The organism is Acidobacteriota bacterium, from assembly GCA_039683095.1.
GTDB lineage: Bacteria > Acidobacteriota > Aminicenantia > Aminicenantales > Saccharicenantaceae > RBG-16-66-30.
On sequence record JBDKSB010000012.1, the window covers coordinates 1,076,954 to 1,098,903 of the forward strand.

A 21,950-nucleotide genomic window follows, 5' to 3' on the forward strand; every position below is an offset into this window, starting at 1 on the left:
GCGCCGCGGGAAGGCGAACGCGGCGCAGGGCCGGGGCCCGTCCGCCCGCCCGGCGTCAGCGCCCGCGCAGGCTGGTTTCGTAGGGCGGGCGATGGACGCCGCGCTCGGTGACGATGGCCGTGATGTATTTGGCCGGCGTGACGTCGAAGGCGGGGTTGCGGACCTCGGCGTAGGGCAAGGTCAGCAGGCGGCCGCCGACCTGGCGGACCTCGTCCGGGTTCCGCTCCTCGATGGGGATGCCGCCGCCGTCCGGGAGGGTCCGGTCGATGGTGCTCTCGGGGGCCGCGACGTAGAACGGCAGGCCGTTCTCCCTGGCCAGCACGGCCGCGGAATAGGTGCCGATCTTGTTGGCCGTGTCGCCGTTGCGGGCGATGCGGTCGGCCCCGACCACGACCGCCTGGATCTCGCCCCGGCGCATGAACCAGCCGGCCATGCCGTCGGTGATGAGGACGACGGGGATGCCGTCCCGGTCGAGCTCCCAGACGGTCAGCCGGGCGCCCTGGAGGAAGGGCCGCGTCTCGTCGGCGAAAACCCGGATGCGCTTGCCCTCGGCCGCGGCGGCCCGGATGATGCCCAGGGCGGTGCCGTACTCGGCCGTGGCCAGGGCCCCGGCGTTACAGTGGGTCAGCACGGTCATGCCGTCGCGGAGAAGCGCCTGGCCGTGATGCCCGATGGCCCGGTTCGTCTCGGCGTCCTCGCGCTCGATGGCCCTGGCCTCCCCGAGGAGCGCGGCCCGGATGGCCCGCAGCCCTTCGGTCCGCGTCCGCTCATAGACGGCCTTCATCCGTTCGAGGGCCCAGAACAGGTTCCGGGCCGTCGGCCGGGTCCGCTCGAGGCGCCTGTAGACCTTCTCGAAATCGCGCTCGATCGACCGCCCCGTCTCGGCGTTCGCGGCCATCATCCCCAGGACCAGCCCGTAGGCGGCCGCGATGCCGATGGCCGGCGCCCCCCGGACGACCATCTTCTCGATGGCCTGGGCCACCTGGATGTAGGTGCGGCAGCGGACGTAGGTCTCCTGCCCGGGCAGCTTGCGCTGGTCGATCATGATGACGGAACGGCCCCGCCAGGCGATCGTCGGCAGCATCGGTCACTCCTTCTTCCAGGCCGGCGTCCGGTCGTCGCGCCAGCCCCACTTCGCGGTCCAGCGCGCCTGGGCCGCCGCCAGCTCCTCCCGCTCGGCCGGGGCCAGCGAATCCATCAGCCGGACATAACAATACACGAGCTGGTTGTCGTTGTCTCGCCCGATCTTTTCGCCGGGCAGGCCGAGCTCGCGGGCCATGACCGCCTCCTCGTAGGCCCGGCGGAGGTCGCCCAGGTGGCCGTCGACCTGGGCGTGAAGGTAATGATAGAGGCCGCAGGCGAAATCGCGGTCGAGCAGGCGGTCGAGGGTCTTGACGAGGGCGGCCAGGGTCCGGTCCCTCTCGCCGGGTTCGAGTCCCGCGGCCCGGGCCAGGACGAGGTTCGTCCGCCGCTCGGCCGCGAGCATGAGCGCCGGCTCGAACTCCGAGCCGTCCACGAGCCGGGCATAGACGCGCAGGGCCGGCGCCTCGAGCCCCAGCTCCTCGAATGACGCAGCCAGGCCGGCCAGGGCCGAGTCGGAAGCCCAGGATTTCCCGTCCCCGAAGCCGAGGGCGAAGGCCCGCAGGAACGAGGCCTCGGCTTCGCGCCAGCGGCCGAGGTTCGCTTCCGCCAGGCCCTTGACCATGAAGGCCTGGGCCGATGGCCGGCGGCGGCAGGCCCGGTCAGCCTCGTCCAGGGCCTTCTTCCAACAGGCGACGGCCTGCTCCGTCCGGTACGCGCGGGCACGGTCCTGCCCCTCGGCGTAATAGCGCTTGGCCCGGCGCAGTGGAGCCAGGCAGGAGACCGAGAGGCCGACGGCGAGGAAGAGGGCCAGGAGGCGGGCGGGCCGGATTCTCATGCTTCGGGCGGCACGGGCAGGCCCAGGGCCGCCGGCCCCTTGATCAAGCCGACGATCAGGTCCTGGACCTCCTCGTCCCTGAGGAGATGAAGACCGAGCGAAGCCGCCTCGCGGCCGATCCGCTCGAGGGCGGCCCAGAAGGCCGGGTCGGCCGCGGCCGGCCGGATGTCCTCGCGGGCCTTGGCCGTCCGGGCGGCGAACTCGACGACGATGGCCCGGTGGTCGGCGGCGTCCAGCTCGGGCTTGAACAGCGCCTTCAGGAAGGCGTCCTCGAGGCCGATCACGGTGTAGAGGGCCGGGAAAGCCGTCCGCAGGACGCGGACATCGCCTCGGGCGATCTCGCCGGCGTACTCGCGGGCGAGGGCGGGCTGGCCGCGGAAGAAATCGAGGACGAAGCCGTCGGGCTTGGTCCGGACGAAATCGGGATCGAGCCAGACCTGCCAGGCCAGGATCCGCTCGCGGTAATCGAAGACCCGCCGGACGGCCCAGACGCAAGCCGCGTAGAGGATGGGGAAATAGAGCCAGGTCTTGAGCGGCAGAAGCTCGTCGAGAATCTCGACGCCCCTGGCCAGGGCCGCCTCGACGCCTTTCCGGCTCATGGCCAACCTCCGTCAGCCGCCCCCGATCAAGGGCCCGGGCCGGCTCCTACTGCTTCTCGACGGAGAACGTGCCGGCGTACCCGCTCTGGGTGAAATCGCCGGTCATCTTCTTGCCGGTCTCGTCGACCGTCGCCTTGAACGCCGGCGAGCCGGGGACGTTCGGATTGTCGATGACGAAGGTCATGGCCCTGCCCTTGATCTCGAATTTCCCCAGCTCGATGCCCATCGCGTTCTGGGTGATGGAATCGAAGGTGCCCTTGATATTCTTGGCCTCGTCCAGCGAGAAGTTGAGGCCGATCTCGAGCTCGGCCCCGGCGATGCTCAGCGTGCCCTTCCAGTTCCCCAGGAACGGCTTCGGGTCGGCCGGCGCGGCGGACGCGGCCACGGCGGCGAAAACGAGGATCCCGAGGGCGGCCGCGATCGTCGACAGGTGTCTCTTGGTCATGAACAACTCCTTATGAAATTCGACGCCCCATTATATACGACTTTCGTCGTCGCTCAGTTCAGTCGCCCGTCAGGAAAGGGAGCTCGAGTAAGAATCATTTTTTGGCCGATCATGCAGACCCTTCTCAAAGGATCTTCTTGACAGGTACAAAAAAGGAATACGGAGAAAATAAGGTGGGCAGGTTGTTGGCGGGGAAGGCAAAAGGGCTCCTTTTCGTTAACACAATACTCCTAATATGTGTCCTATCTGTTTTGTATCTGAAGTTCAACAAAAAGAACATCTTTATAGACGCAGAGAGAAGGCGTTCCCCGAAAGAGCTACTCAAAGCCCTCGAAAGCAAGAATCTCCATATAGTTAAAGATCTCCGGGTCTTCTTCCTTTTAGGCCTATTTGACTTCCAGGATGGCCAGGAAGGCCTCCTGGGGGATATCCACCTTGCCGACGCGCCGCATCCGCTTTTTGCCGGCTTTCTGCTTCTCCAGCACCTTCATCTTGCGGGTATAATCGCCGCCGTAGAGCTTGGCCAGGACGTCCTTGCGGAAAGGCTTGACCGTCTCCCGGGCGATGACCCGCTTGCCGACGGCGGCCTGGAGGGCGACCTCGTACTGCTGCCGCGGGATGACCTTGCGCATGCGCTCGACGAGCGCCCGGCCGATCGTCACGGCCTTGTCCTCGTGGACGATGAGCGAGAGCGCGTCGACGGCATCGCCGTTGATGAGGATGTCGAGCTTGACCAGCGGCCCCTCGCGATAGCCGGCGAACTCGTAGTCGAGCGAGGCGTAGCCCTGCGACAGCTGCTTGAGCTGGTTGTAGAAGTCGAAGACGACCTCGTTGAGCGGCAGGGCGTAGGTCAGCAGCACGCGCCCCGGACCGATGTACTCCATCTTCTTCTGGACGCCCCGCCGTTCCTCGAGGAGCTTGAACAGGTTGCCGAGGTAGCGGTCGGGCGTCAGGATGACGGCCTCGATGATCGGCTCCTCGATCCGGGCGACCTCGGTCGGCTCGGGCATCTCCGAGGGGTTGTGGATCTCGAAAGTCTCCCCTTTGCGGTCGGTCACGCGGTAGCCGACGCTCGGGGCGGTCGTGATCAGGGTCAGGCCGTAGTCGCGCTCGAGCCGCTCCTGGACGATCTCCCGGTGGAGGAGGCCCAGGAAGCCGGCCCGGAAGCCCAGTCCCAGCGCCGGCGAGTTCTCCGGCACGTACTGGAACGAGGCGTCGTTGAGGCGGAGCTTCTCCATGGCGTCGCGGAGCTCCTCGATGTTGCTCTCGCCGGCCGGGAAGACGCCGCAGAAAACCATGGGCTTGGCCTCTTTGAAGCCGGGCAGGGCCCGGGCGGCCGGGCGGTCCCGGCGCGTGACCGTGTCGCCGACCCGGGCGTCGCTGAGCTTCTTGATCCCGGCGACGAGATAGCCGACCTCGCCCGTCCTCAGGACGCCGGACTTGACCGGCTTGGGCGTGAGGTAGCCGACCTCCTCGGCCTCGTACTCCGCGCCCGAGGCCATGAGGACGATCCGGTCGCCGGCCCGCAGCTCGCCGTCGACGATCCGGACGAGGACGACGACGCCGCGGTAGACGTCGAACCAGGAATCGAAGAGCAGGGCCTGGAGGGGCGCATCGGGGTCGCCTTTCGGCGGCGGGATGCGCTGGACCACGGCCTCGAAGAGCTCGGGCAGGCCCTGGCCCGTCTTGGCGCTGACGAGCAGGGCCTCCGACCGGGGCAGGCCGAGGATGTGCTCCATCTGCTCGAGGGAGTCCTCGATCTGGATCTGGGGCAGGTCGATCTTGTTGATGACCGGGACGAGGACCAGGTCGTTCTGGATGGCCAGGTAGGTGTTGGCCAGGGTCTGGGCCTCGACCCCCTGGGAGGCGTCGATGACGAGGAGGGCCCCGTCGCAGGCGCTCAGGCTCCGCGAGACCTCGTAGGAGAAATCGACATGGCCGGGGGTGTCGATTAGGTCGAAGACGAATTCCTCCCCGGAGCGGCTGCGGTAATTCAGGCGGACGGTCTGGGCCTTGATGGTGATGCCGCGCTCCCGCTCGAGGTCCATGGTGTCCAGGACCTGCTCCTTGAGCTCCCGGGCGGACAGGGCCCCGGTCAGCTCGATGAACCGGTCGGCCAGGGTCGACTTGCCGTGGTCGACGTGGGCGATGATGGAGAAGTTCCTGATGTTCTTCATGGAATCAGCTATTATCGCAGATTCCGGCGAAAAAGTCCCCGGCCGGCCCCCGCACGGCAAAAATTGACATTTGGGGGGTGCGGGGGTATCTTCTAGGGGAGAAAATCAGCCTGGAATCAAGGAGATTCGCATGTTTGGATCCCTCGGAGCGCCCGAACTGATCCTGATCCTGCTCATCGTGGTCATCATCTTCGGCGCACGCAAGCTCCCGGACCTCGGCAAGTCCATCGGCGAAGGCATCCGTAATTTCAAGAAGTCGATCAAGGACGAGCACGAAGGCCCCAAGCCCCCCGAGTCCCCAAAGAACTGACGCCTTGTCCCTGAGCCCGCCGGGGCCTTCCGGCCGGGCAGGCCCCGAGAGCTCTTCATGACATCCTCGTACAACGCCGGCTTCGACATCGGCGGCACGCAGATCAAGTATGGGTTGGTCGACCCCGAAGGCCGGCTGGCCGTAAAGGGAAAGGTCCGGAGCCCCGAGAGCATGGCCGGGATCCTGGCCGTCCTCGGGGAGACCTGGACCGGCCTCAAGAAGAAGTCCCCCGGGCCCATCCGCGCCTGCGGCTTCGGCATCGCCGGCTTCTACAGCACGAAAGACCGCAAGATCCTCCAGTCGCCCAACTATCCCAGCCTCGACGGATACCCCATCCTGCCGGCCCTGCGCCGGGTCATCGATGTCCCGGTCCGGATCGGCAACGACGCCAACCTGGCCGCCTACGGCGAGTTCCGGCACGGCTCCGGCCGGGGCGCCCGCAGCCTGGTCCTCCTGACCGTCGGCACGGGCATCGGCGGCGGCATCATCCTCGACGGCCGGCTCTGGGAAGGAGAGGGCGGCTACGCCGGGGAGCTCGGCCACATCACGGTCAACCCCGACGGCGAAACATGCGGCTGCGGCCGGCGCGGCTGCCTCGAAACCGAGGCCTCGGCCCCCCGGCTGGTCCGCAACTACCGGGCCCTTTCGGGCCGGACCGACGTCACGGATTCCAAAGAGGTCTATCTCCGGGCCAAGGCCGGCGACCCGGCCGCCCTGGAGAGCTTCCGCAAGCTCGCCCACTGGCTGGGCATCGGCATCGGCATCATCGTCACGGCCCTCGACCCCGAGAAGGTCCTGATCGGCGGCGGCGTCGTTTCGGCCGGCCGGCTCCTGCTCGACCCGGTCGTCGAGGAAGCCCGCCGCTGGTCCCATCCCATCCCGTTCGCCGGCTGCCGCGTCGAGAAAGCGGCCCTGGGCAACGACGCCGGCCTCGTCGGCGCGGCCGCCTGGGCCGGCCTCAAGGCGGGACGGCGGGGATGAGCCGCCCCGGACGCCGCTCGGCCGTCTGTAACCAACCCGCCCGGCGGGGAGTTAATTGTTTTGACATCCCGGGTAGAAAAAAATATAAAAATACGGTGGAACCCAGGACCAAGGAGGCCGCGTTGACCAGAAAATCCGTCGTTTCACTGGCCTTCTGCGCGATCCTCCTGGGCCTCGTCCTCCCCGTCGGCGCGGCCGGCCCGACGGGCGCCCTCAAGGGCCGGGTCATGGACGGGAAAGGCAAGCCCCTCAACGGCGCCTACCTCTACGTGACCTCCCCCACCGCCCTCGGCATGGCCAATTACACGATCACGAAATCGGGACGCTTCGCCATCGTCGGCCTGGCGCCCGGCAAGTACAAGGTCGTCGCCGAGATGCCGGGCTTCAAGACGGTCACGATCGACGGCGTCGTCGTTTCGTCCGGGGCGACCGCCACCGTGGATTTCCGCCTGCCCCCCGCCGAGGTCGAGGAAGAGGCGGCGACGGCCAGGCCCGGATCGACCCTCGACCGGGACTCGGCCCGCGCCGCCGTGGTCATCGACCGGCCGCTCATCGAACGCCTGCCTCTCCGCCGCGACCTGACGGACCTCCTGGGGATCGTCCCCGGGCTGATCTTCGAGACCGTCCCGAACCAGGGGCGGATGTCGCTCGACGGCTCGCCCCTGACGGAGGCGGTCGTCGTCCAGGACGGCGTCATCGTCACCCACCCGACCGACGGCCGGGTCATGGACCGGATCAACACCGATCTCATCCAGGAGGTCGTGGTCGAATCGGCCGGCCATTCGGCCGAGACCGGGCCGGGCCAGGGGGCCTATATCAATATCGCCCATAAGATCGGGGCGGCCAAAACGGAAGGGCTCGTTTCCTACAGCGTCTCCGGCAAGGGCCTGACCCATTCGCTCTGGACGGCCGACGAGCTGGCGGGGATGCCCCAGGCCACACCGACGGCCCTCCGGCGCGAGAACGACCTGTCGCTCACCCTGGGCGCCCCCGTCCTCCGGGACATGGCCTGGATGTTCGCCAATTTCCGGTACGACAGCCTCGGCCGCCGGGCCCCCTTCACCTACTGGACCGATCCGCTCGGCCTCCGTCACTTCGTCTACGACTACAAGCAGCGGGACCTCTCCGGGATGTTCAAACTGTCGATGGACGTCCTGGACAAGTTCAAGGGCGTCCTGGAGTTCGGCTACACGCGCCACTACGAGCCGGCCTACGGGGCCGACATCGGCACCCTGACTCCGGAATCGTCCACCCGCGACCTCGAGGGCGAGGGGACCTTCCTGGCCCGGATCGGCGGCAGCTACGTCTCCGGACAGAGCACGCGCATCGACATCAACATCGGCTATGCCAAGTACGAGCAGCCGCTCCGCCTCAACTCGGCGGCCAGCGACAAGCCCCAGTACGCGGACCTGATCTCGGGGCGCGCGTGGGGCAGCGGCTCGCTCAACGACCGCGAAGCCGCCAGCCGGATGCGGGGCGCCGCGGCCCTGACCCGGCTCGAGGACGGCCTCCTCGGGGCCTTCCACGAGTTCGTCGTCGGCGCCGAGTACGAGACGACCGCCTCGCGGTCATCGACCTGGAAAGCCGACAACCTGATCTACAACTACGTTTCCGGCAGCCCCTACACCTTCGGGACGGCCACGTCGCCCACGTCCGGCGACGAGGTCGGCTACGGCCTCATCGGCTTCTACATCGCCCCGAAGGCCGAGGGCGGCATGTCGCTCAAGCGCGAGCTCAAGCGGGTCGGCTTCTTCGCCCAGGACACGATCAAGGTCGGCGGGCGCCTGTCCCTGTCCGCCGGGCTGCGGTTCGACCGGTCCGAGACCCGGTTCAACTCCTTCTCCAAGAGCGCGAGCGGCAACAGCGTGAGCGTCACGCTCGGCACCGACCTCATCAAGCCGCTCCTCGGCTACAGCATCTTCAGCTCGCTCAGCCTCGCGAGCTGGGACAAGGCCATCGTCTGGAACTCCCTCTCGCCCCGCTTCGGCCTGAGCTTCGACCTCCTGGGCAACGGCCGGACCGTCATCAAGGGCACCTGGGCCCGGCTCCCGGAATACCTCGGGCTGGGTTACTCCCAGGACCTGGCCCAGGTCGACCCGACCGCATCCCACGACTTTTTCTGGTACGACGAGGACGGGGACGGCCTGGTCGGCGACGACGACTCGTACGCCATAGTCCCCTATGATTACCGGGTCTACAGCAGCACCTACTTCCGCCAGGCCGTCGACCCCGACCTGTCCGCCCCCGTGACCGAGGAATGGACGGCCGGCCTGGAGCAGTCGGCCGGGGCCGATCTCGTCCTGGCCGCCCGCTACATCGACCGCCGCAAGACCAATCTCATCGGCCAGGTCGTCTTCGATCCTTCGACCGGGGCCGAATGGTGGCGGGCCGAGGACGCGCCCGAGGGTTGGTGGGTTCCCTTCTCGACCGTCGTCCCGGGGACCGGCGGCTACCCCGACGTGGCCCTGAACCTCTACCTCCCGGCGACCCAGGCCCCGGATTATTTCAAGCGGATCGAGAACGTCCCGGAGCTCGAAGCCCGGTACCGGAGCGTCGAGTTCTCATTCCACAAGAGGATGTCCCATAACTGGCAGGCCTTCGGCTCCATCGCCTGGAACCGGGCCACGGGCACGACCAGCGTGGCCTCCCGTTGGGGCGCCGGCAACTCCCCCGTCCTGCTGACCCCGAACTCCTTCACCAACATCGCCGCGACCGACCGGCTCCTGCAGGACCGGCCGCTCGTCCTGAAGCTGGCCGGGACCTTCCGCTTCCCGCTGGACATCTACGCCAGCGCGCTCTTCAAGATGCAGAGCGGCGGCACCTGGGCCCGGACGGTGACCATCATCCCGCCGGCCGCGTGGGCCGCGGCCAACGGCGCCAAGGTGACCCCCATCACGGTCTACCTGGAGAACCCTGGCTCGCGGCGCTACGACGCCTGGAAGACCCTGGACCTCCGGCTGGAAAAGGACTTCCTGCGGGCCGGGCTCAGCCGCTTCTCCCTGTCGGTGGACGTCTTCAACCTGCTCGGCGAGAAATACCGGACGCTCGATCTCAACGACGGCGGGACCTGGGCCCCGGACGGCGCGGGCGCCAGCGCGGGCACGCGGATCCTCAGCGGCACCTACGGGACCCTGACGCCGTATATCGGCACGCGGACGATCCGGCTGAACCTCAATCTAAAATTTTAGCTGGAAGGCCACGGCCTTCTTCAGCTCCTCGCCCTCGGACGTGCTCCGGACCGAGACGTCCAGCCGCAGCTTCTGGGACTTCAGCCGATCCAGGTCCTTGTCGAGGAGCAGGGGGAATTCCATGCGGAAGCGGCTCTTGCGGTTCTCGGTCAGGTCCTTTTCCTCGAGCGTCAGCGGGAACGTGTTCTCGGCCTGCCAGAGGATCGTCCCGGAATTGTCCGAGATCTCGAGATGCGCTTCGAAGGCCGTCTCCAGGCGTCCGCCCTTGAAATTGAACCAGATCGTGTCGTAGGGGACGTCGACGAAGACCCGGCCTTCGTAGACCCCGCCCTCGGCCCGGGTCTTCTGCATCGAGACCTCGTAATCGAAGAACTTCTTCTCCTGCGAGAAGGTCTTCTGGAAGTAGCCCTGGGCGATGTTGAGCTCCTGGAGATGCTCCAGGTTGATGGCCCGCATGACGAAGTAGCCGGAGCAGTGCTCGTCGATGAAGACGACCGGGAAGGCGCCGTAATACCAGATCTCCCGGCAGTAGCCGGAGGCGTCCATGGGATAGGTCAGGCGCTCCGACGGCGGCCCGAACAGGATGAAGATGCGGCCCCGGTCGGTCCGCCAGCCCGGCCGCCCCTCGCCGAGGAACAGGGTCGCGGCCTTGGCCACCCGGTTCTCATATTCGATCTTGAACTCGTTGCGCTCGGAATCGGGGCTGGGATCGCGCCGCTTCCAGAACTCGGCGATGAAATCGTCCCGGCCGCTCTCCGGGAGCTCGCGGAAGATCTTGCGCTCGTCCTTGGTGATGATGTAATCGACCTTGTCCAGCCACTCGGCGTGGGCCTTGCTCATCTTGGTGCGCGCCGCGCCCATGGCCCCGGAGGCGGGACCGGCGGCCAGGCCGGCGGCGAGCACGACCGCGGCCAGCCCGAAGATGGCGGTACGCGCGCTGGCGTTGACCTTGAGGCGAGGTAAGGCTCTCATGAACACTCCATCCTTTCCGGCTCTAAGGTAGTCCTTGGCGGGCGAATTATCAAGCGGGGGGAAAGAAGGGGTGGTGCGGAAGGAGGGACTCGAACCCTCACAGCCTTACGGCCATAAACTCCTGAGGCTTACGCGTCTGCCAATTCCGCCACTTCCGCACTCAGGGAGCCCCTATTATAGCGATTTTTTCGCCCCGCGCAAATAGGAAATGCCGGCGGCCGCGGGCCCGGCTTCCCGGCGGAGGAACGACCGGGAAAGACGCCGGGGGAGGGCGAGATCCGGGCCCGGCAGCCGCCCGGGCAGGATGCCCGGGGGTCAACTTGACAAAACGGGGGTGGCCGCCTATTGTTGAGGTGTTGATGATCCCCCTCATTGATCGGCGCCCGCGTCGGACGTTATCCCTCGCATTCATTGCCAAGGAGGATCCATGAAATTCGTCGGCCGTTCCCAGATCGAGGACCTGGCCAAGTTCAGGGGCCAGGGCGACCTCGTGACCTCGTTCTACCTGGATGCGGACAAGGGCCAAATGAGCCGCAAGGAGATCCATCTGGCCTTGAAGAACCTGCTCAACGAGGCCAGGGAACGGGCCTGCGGCCTGCCCGCGGGCAAGGACAGGATAGAATCGCTTCTCCAGGATCTCGACCGCATCGCCGAGTACGGCGGCCAGGCCCTCGCGTCCTCGAACGCCGCCGGACTGGCGGCCTTCTCGGCCAGCAGGCAAGGCTTCTGGCAGGCCCTGGAGCTGCCGCACGGCCCCCGCAACCGCCTGGTTTTCGACGCCAACTTCTACGTCCGCCCCCTGGCGGCCATCTCGGACAGGTACAGCCCGATCTGCGCCCTCATCGCCGGCTACCGCAAGTCCGTCTGGTACGGCGTGTCCATGGGGGAGATCCGGCTCCTCGACAAGATCGAAAGCGACGTGCCGGGCCGCGTCCGCGACGGCGGTTTCGAGGGCACCGCGGCCAAGAGGATCGAGCGCCGCGTCGACGCCCGCGTCCAGGAGCACCTCAAGCGGACGGCCCAAAAGACCTTCGAGATCAGCAAGAAGTACCCCTTCGACTGGCTCTTCATCGGCACCGAGGAAAGCCACGACAACGACTTCGATCCCTGCCTGCACAGCTATCTCCGCGGCAAGATCAAGGGCCGCCTGCGCGCCCATGTGACCGATCCGCCCGACAAGGTCCTGGCCGAGGTCCTCGGGCTGGAAGCCCGGCTGAAAAGAGCCGAGCAGGAGGAGATCGTCCAGAAGCTCATCGCCGAGCTCGAGCGCGGCGGCCTGGCCGTCTCGGGCCTGCGCGAGACCCTGCGCCGCCTGAACCAGTTCGAGGTCCAGACGCTCGTAGTCGCCCACAATTTCGCCCAGGCCGGGCGGGTCTGCCCGACCCACAAGTTCCTCTACATCGACGAGCTCAAGTGCCCGGTCGACGGCAAGAAGACCGACCCCGTCCCGGACATCGTCGACGAGGCCATCGAAACGGTGCTCAGGCGCGGCGGAACGGCCAAGCAGGTCGATCCGCCGTCCAGGTTAGACAGCTACGGCGGGATCGGCGCTCTCCTGAAATACAAGGCCGGAGCCTGAAAAAAAGGGGCCGGCCCTGCCGGCCAGGACAGGCCCGTTCCGTCGTGATCCTTCTCGGAGACCCGCTCAGGCTTGGACGGGCTTCTTCTCCTTGAATCTTATCTTATTGACCACGCTGTAGATAACGGGGATGACAAAGAGCGTCAGCACGGTCGTCGCCGTCAGGCCGAAGGCGATGGCGATGCCCAGCGGGGCCCGGAATTCCGATCCCGAGGACCGGGAGAAGGCCATCGGCAGGGCGCCGAGGACGGTCGTCAGGGCCGTCAGCAGGACGGCCCGCAGCCGCGTCGTCGAACCCAGGAGGATGGCCTCCCGCTTGTCGACGCCCTTCTTGATGAGCTGGTTGATGTAGTCGATCATGACGATGCCGTTGTTGACGGCTATGCCCATGAGCAGGATGACCCCGACCAGGACCGCCATGTTCAGCGTCTCGCCGGTGACGAGCAGGCCGATGATGACGCCGATGACGCCGAGCGGCACGGTGAACATGATGATGAACGGGTGGACGAAGTGCTCGAACTGGGAGGCCATGACCATGTAGACGAGCAGGGCAGCCAAGGCGAAGGCGGCGGCCAGGATGACAAAGGCGTCCCGCATGTCTTCGTAGGAGCCGCCGTACTCGACGAAGTAGCCTGGCGGCAGCGTCTTCTCGAAACCGGCCAGCCGGGCCTTGATGTCCTTGACGACGCTGCCGAGGTCGCGGCCGGAGATATTGGCCGTGATCGAGACGCGCCGGGCCTGGTTCTCGCGGTCGATCTTCAGCGGCCCGGTGCCGGTCGAGATGTCGGCCAGCTGCTCGAGGTAGACCGTCCGGCCGGCGGCCGTCCGGAGCGGAATGCTGCGGACCTCGTCCAGGCTGTCGCGGTACCGCTCCTTGAAGCGGAGCCGGACGTCGATCTCGTCGGTGCCCTCGCGGTAGCGCGTGGCGACCTTGCCGAGGGTGGCGGTCTGGACGGTGTTGGCCACCTGATAGACGGACAGGCCGAGCCGGTAGGCCCGCTCGCGGTCGATCTTGATCTGGACCTCGGGCTTGCCCGCGGCCAGCGTATGGGTGACGTCGCGGATGCCCTGGACGTCCGAGATCAGCCGGACTACCTGGTCGGCCTGGTTCTTGAGGGCCGGCAGGTCCGTGCCGAAGAGCTTGATCTCGACCGGGGCCGCCGAGCCGCCGAGCATCATCTGGCTCATGTCGATGGCCTCAAACTTGACCCCGCGAAGGTTCGGCAGCTGCTTCCGGATCCGCTCCAGGAGCTGCAGGTCGGATTCCTTCCGCAGGTCGCGCTTGACCAGCCCGACCCAGAGCAGGCCCTCGTGCGTGCCCTGGTTGGAGAACGTCGAGGCAGCGTCGCTGGCGTCCTGCTCGGCCTGGGAGCCGGTCTGGGCCGAGATCATCGTGATCTCCGGCATCTTGGCCATGATGTTCTCGACCAGGCGGACGACGCGGTCGGTCTCTTCGAGGGCCGTGCCGACCGGCAGGCGGACCTTGAGCAGGATCATGTCCCGGTCCTGGGCCGGGATGAACTCCATCGGCAAGAAGGGGACGATGGCCATCGACAGGGCGAAGGCCCCGAGGGCCCCGAACAGGACCGCCCGCCGGTGGTGGAGGGCCCAATCGAGCCGTTTCCTGTACCAGGCTTTGGCCCTGGCGAACTGCCGCTCCTCGGGCGCCTTGACGATGGCCCGGAGGCTTTTCTTCGACCGGAAGAGCAGCGACGTGGACAGGGGCACGACCGTCAGGGCGACGAAGAGCGAGGCCAGGAGCGAGAAGGCGATGGACAGGCCCAGGGCCTGGGTCAGCTTGCCGGTGATGCCCGAGGCGAAGATCATGGGGAAGAAGACGGCGATCGTCGTCAGGGTCGAGGCGGTGATGGCCATGCCGACTTCGGCCGCGCCGGCGATGGACGCCCGGTCGGCCGGTTCACCCTCCTCGAGATGCCGGTAAACGTTCTCGATTACGACGATGGCATTGTCGACAAGCATGCCGATGCCCAGGGCCAGGCCGCCGAGGGTCAGCAGGTTGAGGGTGTAGCCGGCGGCGTAAAGCGCGATGAACGTGGTGATGATCGACAGGGGGATGGCCAGGCTGATGACGAACGTCGGCCGCCAGTTGCGGAGGAACAGGAAGATGAGCAGGATGGCCAGCAGGCCGCCCTGCCAGGCGTTGGTGACGGTGTTCGAGGTCACCTGCTCGATCATGTCGCCCTGGTCCATGGCCACATGAAAGACAGGGTTGCCGGGGATGGTCCCGACGAGCTTCTTGAGCTCGGCCTTGACGTTCTTGCTGGCGATCTGGGTGTTGGCGCCGGAGCGCTTGCTGACCATGATGTAGACGCCGTTCTGGCCCTGGATGCGGGCCGTGTAGCGGACGTCCCGGAGCGTGTCCTTGACCTCGGCGACGTCGGAGACATAGACGGGCTCGCCCGCCGCGGTCATGCCGATGACGGTCCGGCGGATGTCGCCCAGGTCCTTGTACTCGCCCATGGTGCGGACGAGGACCTCCGTGTAGCGCTCGACGAGGTTCCCGGCCGGCAGGTTGAGGTTCTCGGCCCCCAGGGCCAGACGGAGCTGGTCGAGGGTCAGGCCCCGGCTCTCCAGGGCGGCCCGGTCGACATCGACCAGGATCTCGCGCTCATCCATGGAGAAGACGCGGGCCGAGGCGACCCCGTCGATCCGTTCCAGGCGCGGCGCGATCTCGTCCTCCATGATCGTCTTGAGCCGCATGGGCGGAAGATCGCTGGTGACGCCGTAGAAGATGACCGGGAACTGGCTGAAGCTGAACTTCATGACCAGCGGCTCGCCGGCCTCCTCGGGCAGATACTGCTTGTAAAGGCCGATCTGGTCGCGGATGTCCTGGGCGGCGAAATCGAGGTTGGTGCCCCACTCGAACTCGACGCTGATGACCGAGACGCCCTCCGAGGTTTGCGAGGTGACCTTCTTGACCCGGTTGACCGAGCTGACCATCTGCTCCAGCGGCCGGGTCAGGACGTTCTCGATGTCCTCGGACGAGGCCCCGGAATAGCTCGTGATGACCGAGACGGTAGGGAACTCGAGGTCGGGGAAGAAATCGAGCCCCAGCCGGAAGAAGGAGATGGTGCCCAGGACGACGAGGATCATCGCCATCATGGACGTCGTGACTTTCTTGTTGACCGAGAATTCGGGGAGCTTCATGATCTCACCTCCTCGAGGACCAGGACCGGCGCGCCCTCTTCGAGCCCGTAGTTGCCCTCGACGACCACTGCTTCGCCGCCGGCGAGCCCGGACAGGACCTCGATCATGGTCGTGTCCTGGAGGCCGAGCTTGACGGTCTTGCGCACGGCCTTGCCGCCCTCGACGACGAAGACATAAGAGTTCTCCAGGATGGCCGTCTGGGGCACGACCAGGGCGTTGTCGTGGGACTCGAGCTCGAAGACCAGGTCGCCGAAGGTGCCGGGCCGGAGGGCGGAGTCGGGATTGGGTACGTGGACCTCGACGCCGAACTTCTTGGTCTGCGGGTCGGCGGTCAGGTTGACGACGCGGACGACGCCCCGGAACTCGCGGCCGGGCAGGGCGCCGGCCTTCAGGACGGCCTCCTGGTCCTTGCGGATGCGGCCGATGTCCTCGGAGGTGACGGCCACGGCCAGCTTGATCGTCGAGTAATCCATGAGCGTCAGCACGCCGCCGGCGCCGCCGCCGAAGCCGCCCATCATGGGGTTGATGACGTCGCCGACCTCGGCGTTCTTGGAAGCGACGACGCCGGCGAAGGGGGCCTTCATGAGCGAGACGTCCAGGGCGTGCCGGGCCAGGTTGAGGGCGGCCTGGGCCTGCTCGAGCTGGGCGGCGGCGGCGTCGAAGGCCAGCTGGACCTTCTCCCGCTGCTGCTCGGAGACGGCCTGCTCCCGGATCAGCCGGTCCATGCGCTCCTTGTTCTTGAGGGCGTCGGCGTAGGCCGCCTCGGCCACGGCCACCCCGGCCTCGGCCTGCTTGAGCTGGAGCCGGATGGATTCGGTCTCGAGCTCGGCCAGGAGCCGGCCCCGGGCCACGCGGTCGCCGGCCTCGACGTAGATGCGGGCGATCTTGCCGCCGGTCTCGGGGGTGATGTTGATCTTGTTCAGGGCCTCGAGCGTCCCGGTGTAGGTGATCTTCTCGGTGATCCGCTCGCGGGCGGCCTTGAAGATCTTGACCGGCGCCGCGCCGAAGGCCTGGGCCGCCGGCCCGTCGGCCTTGGCGGCCGTCTTCCTGCAGGCGCCGCCGGTTGCGATCACGGCCGCGGCCAGGGCGGCCAGGGCGAGCTTCTTGGCGATCTGGGGCGTGTTCATGGGTTCCTCCGTTAGTTCGAGCGGTTCTCGGACCGGCTCCGGCCGACGGCCTTTTCGAGCTGGGCCTGCGAGATGACGCAATCGTAGAGCGCCTGGGAATAGTTGGTCCGGGCCTGGCTCAGGGCCACCTGGGCCGTCGAGACGTCCAGGTTGGTGGCCAGTCCTTCGGCGTAGTTCAGCTCCGCGATGCGGACGGCCTCGCGGGCCTGTTCTACGTTCTTCTCCTGGGAGACCAGCGTCTCACTGGCCTGGGTGATGTTCAGGACGGCCTGGCGGACCTCGAAGGCGATCGCGTCCGACATCCCCTTGCGGGTCCATTCGAGCTCGCGGATCGCGGCCTTGGCCTGGCCGGCCTGGGCCCGCGACTGGAAGCCGTCGAAGATCGACATCGACAGGGACAGGTTGATCGAATAGAAGTTCTGCCAGGTACCCCGGTGGAGGTTCATGTTGTCGGCCCAGAGGCTGTAGCTCCCGCCGACGGCCAGCGTCGGCAACTGCGAGCCGCGGGCGATCTTGAGCATCTCCCCGGCCATGCGGCGCTGGTAATCGAGCTGGCGGAGCTCCGGCCGCTGGGCCATGGCCTCCTCGACGATCCCCGCCGTCCCGGGCTCGAGGGCCGGGGCGGCCAGCTCGCCGCGTACCTCGATCGGCGCGTCGAGCCCGAGGCCGAGGACGGTCTTCAGGCCGAGCGCGGCCACGTCGATGCCGTTCCGGGCCCGGATGGCCTGGGGCTTGAGGTTGGCCACCTGGACCTCCGAGCGGAGGAGATCGAACTTCGAGGCCATGCCGACGGCGTGGAGGTTCTTGACGTTCTCCCGGAACTTTTCCGCCAGGGCCAGGGCCTCGTCGGCGACCGAAGAGAATTCCCTGGCCAGCAGATAGCCGTAGAAGGCCCGCTTGGCCTCGAAGACCGTCTCCTGCTCGGACAGGCGGACCGCTTCCTGGCTGGCCCTGAGCCCGTACTGGGCCTGCTTGTACCCGGCCGTGAGGCGCCCGCCGGCGAAAAGGGGCAGCGAGAACGCCAGGGCCATCTGGTAGTCCTTGGTGAAGTCGATGGTGATCCGCTGCGGCGCGCCCCCGGTCAGGGACGGGAACTCCAGGACGAAGAGCTTCTCGTCCAGGGTGTCGGTGCCCTGGGCGCTCAGGGAGGGCAGGAACCCCGACACTGCCTGGCGGACGCCGGCCCGGGCCTGGGCGACCTTTTCCTGGGAGGCCATGTGGAACGGGTTCTGGCGGAGGGCCATGGCCACTGCCTCGTCGAGCGTCAGGACGACCGGGGGCTTGGGCTCCTGGGCGGACAGGACGCCGGGCCCGAGGATGGCGAGCGCCAGGGCGAACAGCGCGACGGCGGATCTTCTCATGTCATATCTCCTTCCCGGCATGTTCGGGGTTCTGGATGCCCTCGAGGATGAATTGGGCCAGGGTGTCCGCTGTATCGGCCGAAACCTGGCCGCCCCCTCCCCAGAACCGGAAGTGGGCGAAGCCCTCCACGACGGCCTGGATGTAGGCGGAAGCCCGTCCGGGGTCCAGGGTCCGGAACTCCCCCGAGGCGACGCCCTGTTCGAAGATGCGGGCGCCCTTGGCCGCGATGCGCTCCATCTTTCCCTGGAGAACGGCGATCCGCTTCCTGTCGGCGGACGGCATGGAGCCGGGCTTTCCGCCGGCCTCGACGTAGACGCGCATGAGCTTCAGCATGGCCCTGTCCATCCACATGATCTCGGTCAGATACCTTTTATCTTCCTGTTCCTGGATGATCAGCCGGACGGCCAGCCGGAGCTTCTCGACGGCGGTCCCGGGGCCGGCCAGGACCTCGTCCAGCCGGCCGCCCATGTCGTCGAAATAATGCGCGACGATCTCGAAGAGCAGGTTCCCCTTGCCGGCGATGTATTTATAGACCGTGGCCTTGGAGAGCTGGGCCTCCCTGGCGACGTCGTCCATCGTCAGGGCGCCGTAGCCCTTGCGGCCGATGACCCGCTCCGCGGCGTGGAGGATCACCTCCCGGTAGCCCTCGCGCCGGCGGGCCTCGCGCGAGCGGCGGACGTCATTGTCTCTCATGGATTTGAACCTTCCGGTTTATTAGCTGAACTCCTGAGTTCAATTATTGAACGAATAAGTTCAAACAAGATACGCTCCCGGCCGCCGTTTGTCAAGCGCGGGGACCCGCGGTAGAATAAGGCTGTCTTTTCATTATACGGGAAGGGATGGAAAAAGGCTTCCTGGAACGTCCTGTCGTGGTCCTGGCCGCGGCCTGGCTCCTGGCCGGCCTGGCGGCTGGACCGGTCCCTGCGTCCCTGCCCTCCGCGGGCGGCCCGGCCGCCCGCGCGGAGTCGTGGGAGGTCCGCCTGGACATCTCGGCCGAGGGCGGGTACTCCGTCCGGGGCGGCGGCGGGGCCCCCGTCGCGGGCGAATACGCCTGCCGGGCCCGCTGGGAAGGCCGGCTGGAGCAGGACGGCGATGACTTCCTGCTCGTGCACCTCAAGACCGAGATCCTCGATTGGCGGCTCCGCGAGCGCTCCGGTCCGGCCGGACGCGAGGACATCATCGAGGCCCCGGCCGGGGTCCGCCCGGAGCTGCGCATGTGCTACGTCCTGCGGGACGGCGGGGAGGCCGAGTTCGTCTTCGAGCTCGGGGGCGTCACCATCCCTCTGCACGCGTCGCCGCTGAACATCCCCCTGGATCTGCCCCGCGCCTCGGGCCAGTCGCCCGGCGAGCCGGGACAGCGCTACGGGGATTTCGTCTGCCGCGGCTCGAGCCGGGTCGCCATCCCCGAGACCGATCTGCGGGGCCGGTCCCGGCGCCATTTTTCCTGGGACTGGCGGCGGGAGAGACGGCCCCTCAAGGGCGGCGTCGAATTCGCCGTGACTCAAAGCCACGCGGTCAAGGTCGTCGTGGCCGTGGTCGCCCGCTGACCGCGGCCGTCAGGCCCGCGGGTGGAAGTTGTCGTAAACCCGGCGCAGCCGCTCGCGGCTGACGTGGGTGTAGATCTGGGTCGTCGTGATCTGGCTGTGGCCGAGCATGAGCTGGACCGAGCGCAGGTCCGCCCCGCGCTCGAGCATGTGCGTGGCGAAGGAATGACGGAGCACGTGGGGGCTGATCTTCGAGGCCAGTCCGGCCCGGCCGGCGTGCGCGCGGAGCATCTTCCAGATCCCCTGCCGCGTGAACGGCCGGCCGCGGCGGGACAGGAACAGCTCCTCGCGCTTGTCCGGATCGTCGAGCGGCCGGAGCCCGGCCAGATAGCGCTTGACCGCCTCGCAGGCCGAGCGGCCGAGCGGCACGATCCTCTCCTTGCCGCCCTTGCCCCGGCAGACGAGGAAGCCGTCCTCGAGGTTGACCTCGGCCCGCTTGAGCCCGGCCAGCTCCGAGACCCGGAGCCCTGAGCCGTAGAGGACCTCGAGCATGGCCCGGTCCCTGACGCCGCGGGGCTTCGACTCGTCCGGGGCCTTGAGGAGATCTTCGGTCTCGCCGACCGTCAGGAACTTGGGCAGGGCCAGCCAGGTCGAGGGCGTGGCCAGCCGGGCCGTGGGGTCCTGCTTGACGAAGCCGCTGAGGACGCAGAAGCGGAAGAACGACCGGAGGGCCGAGATCAGGCGGGCCCTGGACCTGGCGGACAGGCCGGCCCGGCTCTCCCCCTGGACGAAAGCGACCAGGGTCTCCTCGGAGACGCGCGCCAGGGCGACGCGGCGGGACTCGAGAAAATCCACGAGCTTCCGGACATCCCGGGCGTACGATTGGATGGTATTGGCCGACAGGCCTTTCTCGACGGCCAGGTATTCGAGGAACAGGCGCAGGGCGGCCCCGGGCTTGGCGGGGGGGTTCATGTCAGGACGGGATTGGAGTCGCGCTCCTGGCCGACCGTCGTCCAGGGACCGTGCCCGGGCAGGATGACGGTCTCCTCGGGCAGCGTGAGGATGCGCTCCCGGATCGACCGCTCGAGGTCCTTCCAGGAGCCGCCGGGAAGGTCGGTCCGGCCGACGCCGCCGCAGAAGATCGTGTCGCCGGAGAAGAGGTAGCCGCCGTGAACGAAGCCGATGCTGCCCGGCGTGTGGCCCGGGACGTGGATGACCCGGAGCGAGGTCTGGCCGAAAGCGACCTCGTCTCCGTCGGCCAGAAGGCGGTCCGGGGCGGGCGAGTTCCGGGCCCCGAGCAGCAGGCTGAGCTCGATGTAATCGGAAACCTGGAGCATGCCGGTGTCGGCGGCGTGCATGGCCAGAGGGGCGCCGTAGTGCTTGACGATCTCGCTGTTGGCGCCGATGTGATCGACGTGGCCGTGGGTGTTGAGGACGATGACCGGCTTGAGCTCGAGGTCGGCGATGGCCGCCTCGATCTTCTCGGGATCGGCCCCGGGATCGATCACGGCGCAGTCGCGGGTCTTATCGCAATAAACGAGGTAGCAGTTGGTCTCGAGCGCCCCGACCACCACCAACTCGTACTTCACGGCCGACTCCCGGTCCATATTAATGCGAACCGCGCCCGCGAGTCAACCCGGCGGGAAAGGGGGGCCTTTCTGATATAATCGGGGCGTGGACGTGCTGATCACGGCGGAAGCGAAGAGGGAGATCGAGGCGCTCGCGGCTTTCCGGCCGAGGGCGGGCGCGTGGGGCGTCCTGGTCGGCCACCGGCGGGGGCCGCTGGTCATCGTCGAGAAGATCGCCGCCGGCGGCGGCCCGGAGACGGCGCCCGACGCCGGGGCGCTCGCGGCATTCGACGGGATCTGGCCCGGCCGGATCGTCGGGCTCGCGGCCGTGCGTCCGGGCGCCGCGTTCAGGCGGGCCGTGCTGGGCCCGGCCTGGTACGGCAAGGCCGTCCTGGTCCTGGAGGGCCGGAGCCGGACGCCGGCCCTTAGCCCGCGCGTCGTCGAGTTCGAGCGGAGGTTTTTCCTCGGCCCGGCCCGCCTGGCGCCGGCCGGGAAGGAGAAGACCCATGAGTGAGCCCCTGACCCCCGAGGAGGAGCGGACCTGCCTGAAGCTGGCCCGGCAGGCGCTCGAGCATTACTTCGAGACGGGAAGCGACCTCCGCTCGCCCGTCAGATCCGGGGTCCTCAAAGAGAAGAGGGGGGCCTTCGTCACCCTGACCGTTAACGGCGAGCTGCGCGGCTGCATCGGCTATCCCCTGCCGGTGAAGCCGCTCGACGAGACCATCATCGAGATGGCCGTCGCGGCGGCCACCCAGGACACGCGGTTCGATCCGCTGGCGCCAGCCGAATTGGAGAGGCTGAAGATCGAGATCTCCGTCCTGGGCCTGCCCGAGCCCGCCGATCCCGGCCGGGTCGAGGTCGGCCGGCACGGGATCATCGTCTCCAAGGGCTACCACAGGGGCCTGCTCCTGCCCCAGGTCCCGGGCGAGTACGGCTGGGACCGGGAGACGTTCCTGAGCCACGGCTGTCTCAAGGCCGGGCTGCCCCCCGACGAATGGAGGAAGGGGGCGGCGATCGAGGTCTTCACCGCCCAGGTTTTTTCGGAATAGCGGCCGGCGACCTGCCCGCGGCC

At 67.6% G+C, this 21,950-nt stretch carries 19 protein-coding genes and 1 tRNA gene; 7 read left to right on the forward strand and 13 right to left on the reverse strand.

The genetic code is table 11. The features are described from left to right. Positions 1–55: 55 nt before the first annotated feature. From mtnA to lepA, 5 genes are all read right to left on the reverse strand, one after another. Complete coding sequence (gene mtnA / locus ABFD52_12440; protein MEN6561575.1) at positions 56–1,084, reverse strand: S-methyl-5-thioribose-1-phosphate isomerase; 1,029 nt, start codon at positions 1,082–1,084, stop codon at positions 56–58. A 3-nt stretch (positions 1,085–1,087) separates the two neighbouring features. Continuing rightward, positions 1,088–1,918, reverse strand: a complete 831-nt coding sequence (locus tag ABFD52_12445) for a hypothetical protein (GenBank protein MEN6561576.1) — start codon at positions 1,916–1,918, stop codon at positions 1,088–1,090. Further along, positions 1,915–2,517, reverse strand: coding sequence for a hypothetical protein (locus ABFD52_12450; GenBank protein MEN6561577.1), 603 nt, complete (start codon positions 2,515–2,517; stop codon positions 1,915–1,917). The genes ABFD52_12445 and ABFD52_12450 overlap by 4 nt, the downstream gene beginning before the upstream one ends. Before the next feature lie 46 nt (positions 2,518–2,563). Further along, complete coding sequence (locus ABFD52_12455; GenBank protein MEN6561578.1) at positions 2,564–2,962, reverse strand: hypothetical protein; 399 nt, start codon at positions 2,960–2,962, stop codon at positions 2,564–2,566. Positions 2,963–3,348: 386 nt separating this feature from the next. Further along, on the reverse strand, positions 3,349–5,139 hold the full coding sequence (lepA, locus tag ABFD52_12460; protein MEN6561579.1) for a translation elongation factor 4: 1,791 nt from the start codon (positions 5,137–5,139) through the stop codon (positions 3,349–3,351). A gap of 130 nt (positions 5,140–5,269) precedes the next feature. On the opposite strand from lepA, the gene ABFD52_12465 reads away from it, so the two are divergent. The 3 genes from ABFD52_12465 (at position 5,270) to ABFD52_12475 (ending at position 9,618) form a co-directional block, all read left to right on the forward strand. Then, positions 5,270–5,449, forward strand: coding sequence for a twin-arginine translocase TatA/TatE family subunit (locus ABFD52_12465; protein ID MEN6561580.1), 180 nt, complete (start codon positions 5,270–5,272; stop codon positions 5,447–5,449). A 57-nt stretch (positions 5,450–5,506) separates the two neighbouring features. Then, positions 5,507–6,430 (forward strand): ROK family protein, encoded by a 924-nt coding sequence (locus tag ABFD52_12470; protein MEN6561581.1) that lies wholly within the window; start codon positions 5,507–5,509, stop codon positions 6,428–6,430. Between the two features lie 122 nt (positions 6,431–6,552). Continuing rightward, positions 6,553–9,618 (forward strand): TonB-dependent receptor, encoded by a 3,066-nt coding sequence (locus ABFD52_12475; protein MEN6561582.1) that lies wholly within the window; start codon positions 6,553–6,555, stop codon positions 9,616–9,618. On the opposite strand, the gene ABFD52_12480 is transcribed toward ABFD52_12475, so the two are convergent. Continuing rightward, on the reverse strand, positions 9,607–10,590 hold the full coding sequence (locus tag ABFD52_12480; protein MEN6561583.1) for a GWxTD domain-containing protein: 984 nt from the start codon (positions 10,588–10,590) through the stop codon (positions 9,607–9,609). The genes ABFD52_12475 and ABFD52_12480 overlap by 12 nt on opposite strands. A gap of 71 nt (positions 10,591–10,661) precedes the next feature. Next, a tRNA-Leu gene (locus ABFD52_12485) sits at positions 10,662–10,748 on the reverse strand. Positions 10,749–11,017: 269 nt separating this feature from the next. Here ABFD52_12485 and ABFD52_12490 point away from each other — a divergent pair. Continuing rightward, on the forward strand, positions 11,018–12,169 hold the full coding sequence (locus ABFD52_12490) for a hypothetical protein (GenBank protein MEN6561584.1): 1,152 nt from the start codon (positions 11,018–11,020) through the stop codon (positions 12,167–12,169). Positions 12,170–12,235: 66 nt separating this feature from the next. On the opposite strand, the gene ABFD52_12495 is transcribed toward ABFD52_12490, so the two are convergent. The 4 genes from ABFD52_12495 to ABFD52_12510 are packed head-to-tail and all read right to left on the reverse strand — an operon-like array spanning position 12,236 to position 18,519. Next, on the reverse strand, positions 12,236–15,337 hold the full coding sequence (locus tag ABFD52_12495; protein ID MEN6561585.1) for an efflux RND transporter permease subunit: 3,102 nt from the start codon (positions 15,335–15,337) through the stop codon (positions 12,236–12,238). Continuing rightward, on the reverse strand, positions 15,334–16,464 hold the full coding sequence (locus ABFD52_12500; protein MEN6561586.1) for an efflux RND transporter periplasmic adaptor subunit: 1,131 nt from the start codon (positions 16,462–16,464) through the stop codon (positions 15,334–15,336). Before ABFD52_12500 ends, ABFD52_12495 begins: the two co-directional genes overlap by 4 nt. 11 nt (positions 16,465–16,475) lie before the next feature. Then, entirely contained in the window at positions 16,476–17,825 is a 1,350-nt protein-coding gene (locus ABFD52_12505) for a TolC family protein (protein ID MEN6561587.1), read from the reverse strand. A 1-nt stretch (position 17,826) separates the two neighbouring features. Further along, the gene (locus ABFD52_12510; protein ID MEN6561588.1) at positions 17,827–18,519 is read right to left on the reverse strand and encodes a TetR/AcrR family transcriptional regulator; all 693 of its coding nucleotides are present in this window, start codon (positions 18,517–18,519) and stop codon (positions 17,827–17,829) included. 146 nt (positions 18,520–18,665) lie between these two features. Between ABFD52_12510 and ABFD52_12515 the strand changes: the two genes are divergently transcribed. After that, positions 18,666–19,373, forward strand: a complete 708-nt coding sequence (locus tag ABFD52_12515; GenBank protein MEN6561589.1) for a hypothetical protein — start codon at positions 18,666–18,668, stop codon at positions 19,371–19,373. A 9-nt stretch (positions 19,374–19,382) separates the two neighbouring features. Here the strand turns inward: ABFD52_12515 and xerD are convergent, their stop codons facing one another. Both xerD and ABFD52_12525 read right to left on the reverse strand, forming a co-directional pair. Continuing rightward, positions 19,383–20,282 carry a site-specific tyrosine recombinase XerD gene (gene xerD, locus ABFD52_12520; GenBank protein MEN6561590.1) on the reverse strand — a complete coding sequence of 300 codons (900 nt, stop codon included), beginning with the start codon at positions 20,280–20,282 and terminating at the stop codon, positions 19,383–19,385. Beyond that, positions 20,279–20,899 carry an MBL fold metallo-hydrolase gene (locus tag ABFD52_12525; GenBank protein MEN6561591.1) on the reverse strand — a complete coding sequence of 207 codons (621 nt, stop codon included), beginning with the start codon at positions 20,897–20,899 and terminating at the stop codon, positions 20,279–20,281. The genes xerD and ABFD52_12525 overlap by 4 nt, the downstream gene beginning before the upstream one ends. Before the next feature lie 85 nt (positions 20,900–20,984). Here ABFD52_12525 and ABFD52_12530 point away from each other — a divergent pair, with 85 nt between their 5' ends. Beyond that, positions 20,985–21,392, forward strand: a complete 408-nt coding sequence (locus ABFD52_12530; GenBank protein ID MEN6561592.1) for a hypothetical protein — start codon at positions 20,985–20,987, stop codon at positions 21,390–21,392. Next, the gene (gene amrA, locus ABFD52_12535; GenBank protein ID MEN6561593.1) at positions 21,385–21,927 is read left to right on the forward strand and encodes an AmmeMemoRadiSam system protein A; all 543 of its coding nucleotides are present in this window, start codon (positions 21,385–21,387) and stop codon (positions 21,925–21,927) included. The genes ABFD52_12530 and amrA overlap by 8 nt, the downstream gene beginning before the upstream one ends. Positions 21,928–21,950 lie beyond the last annotated feature (23 nt).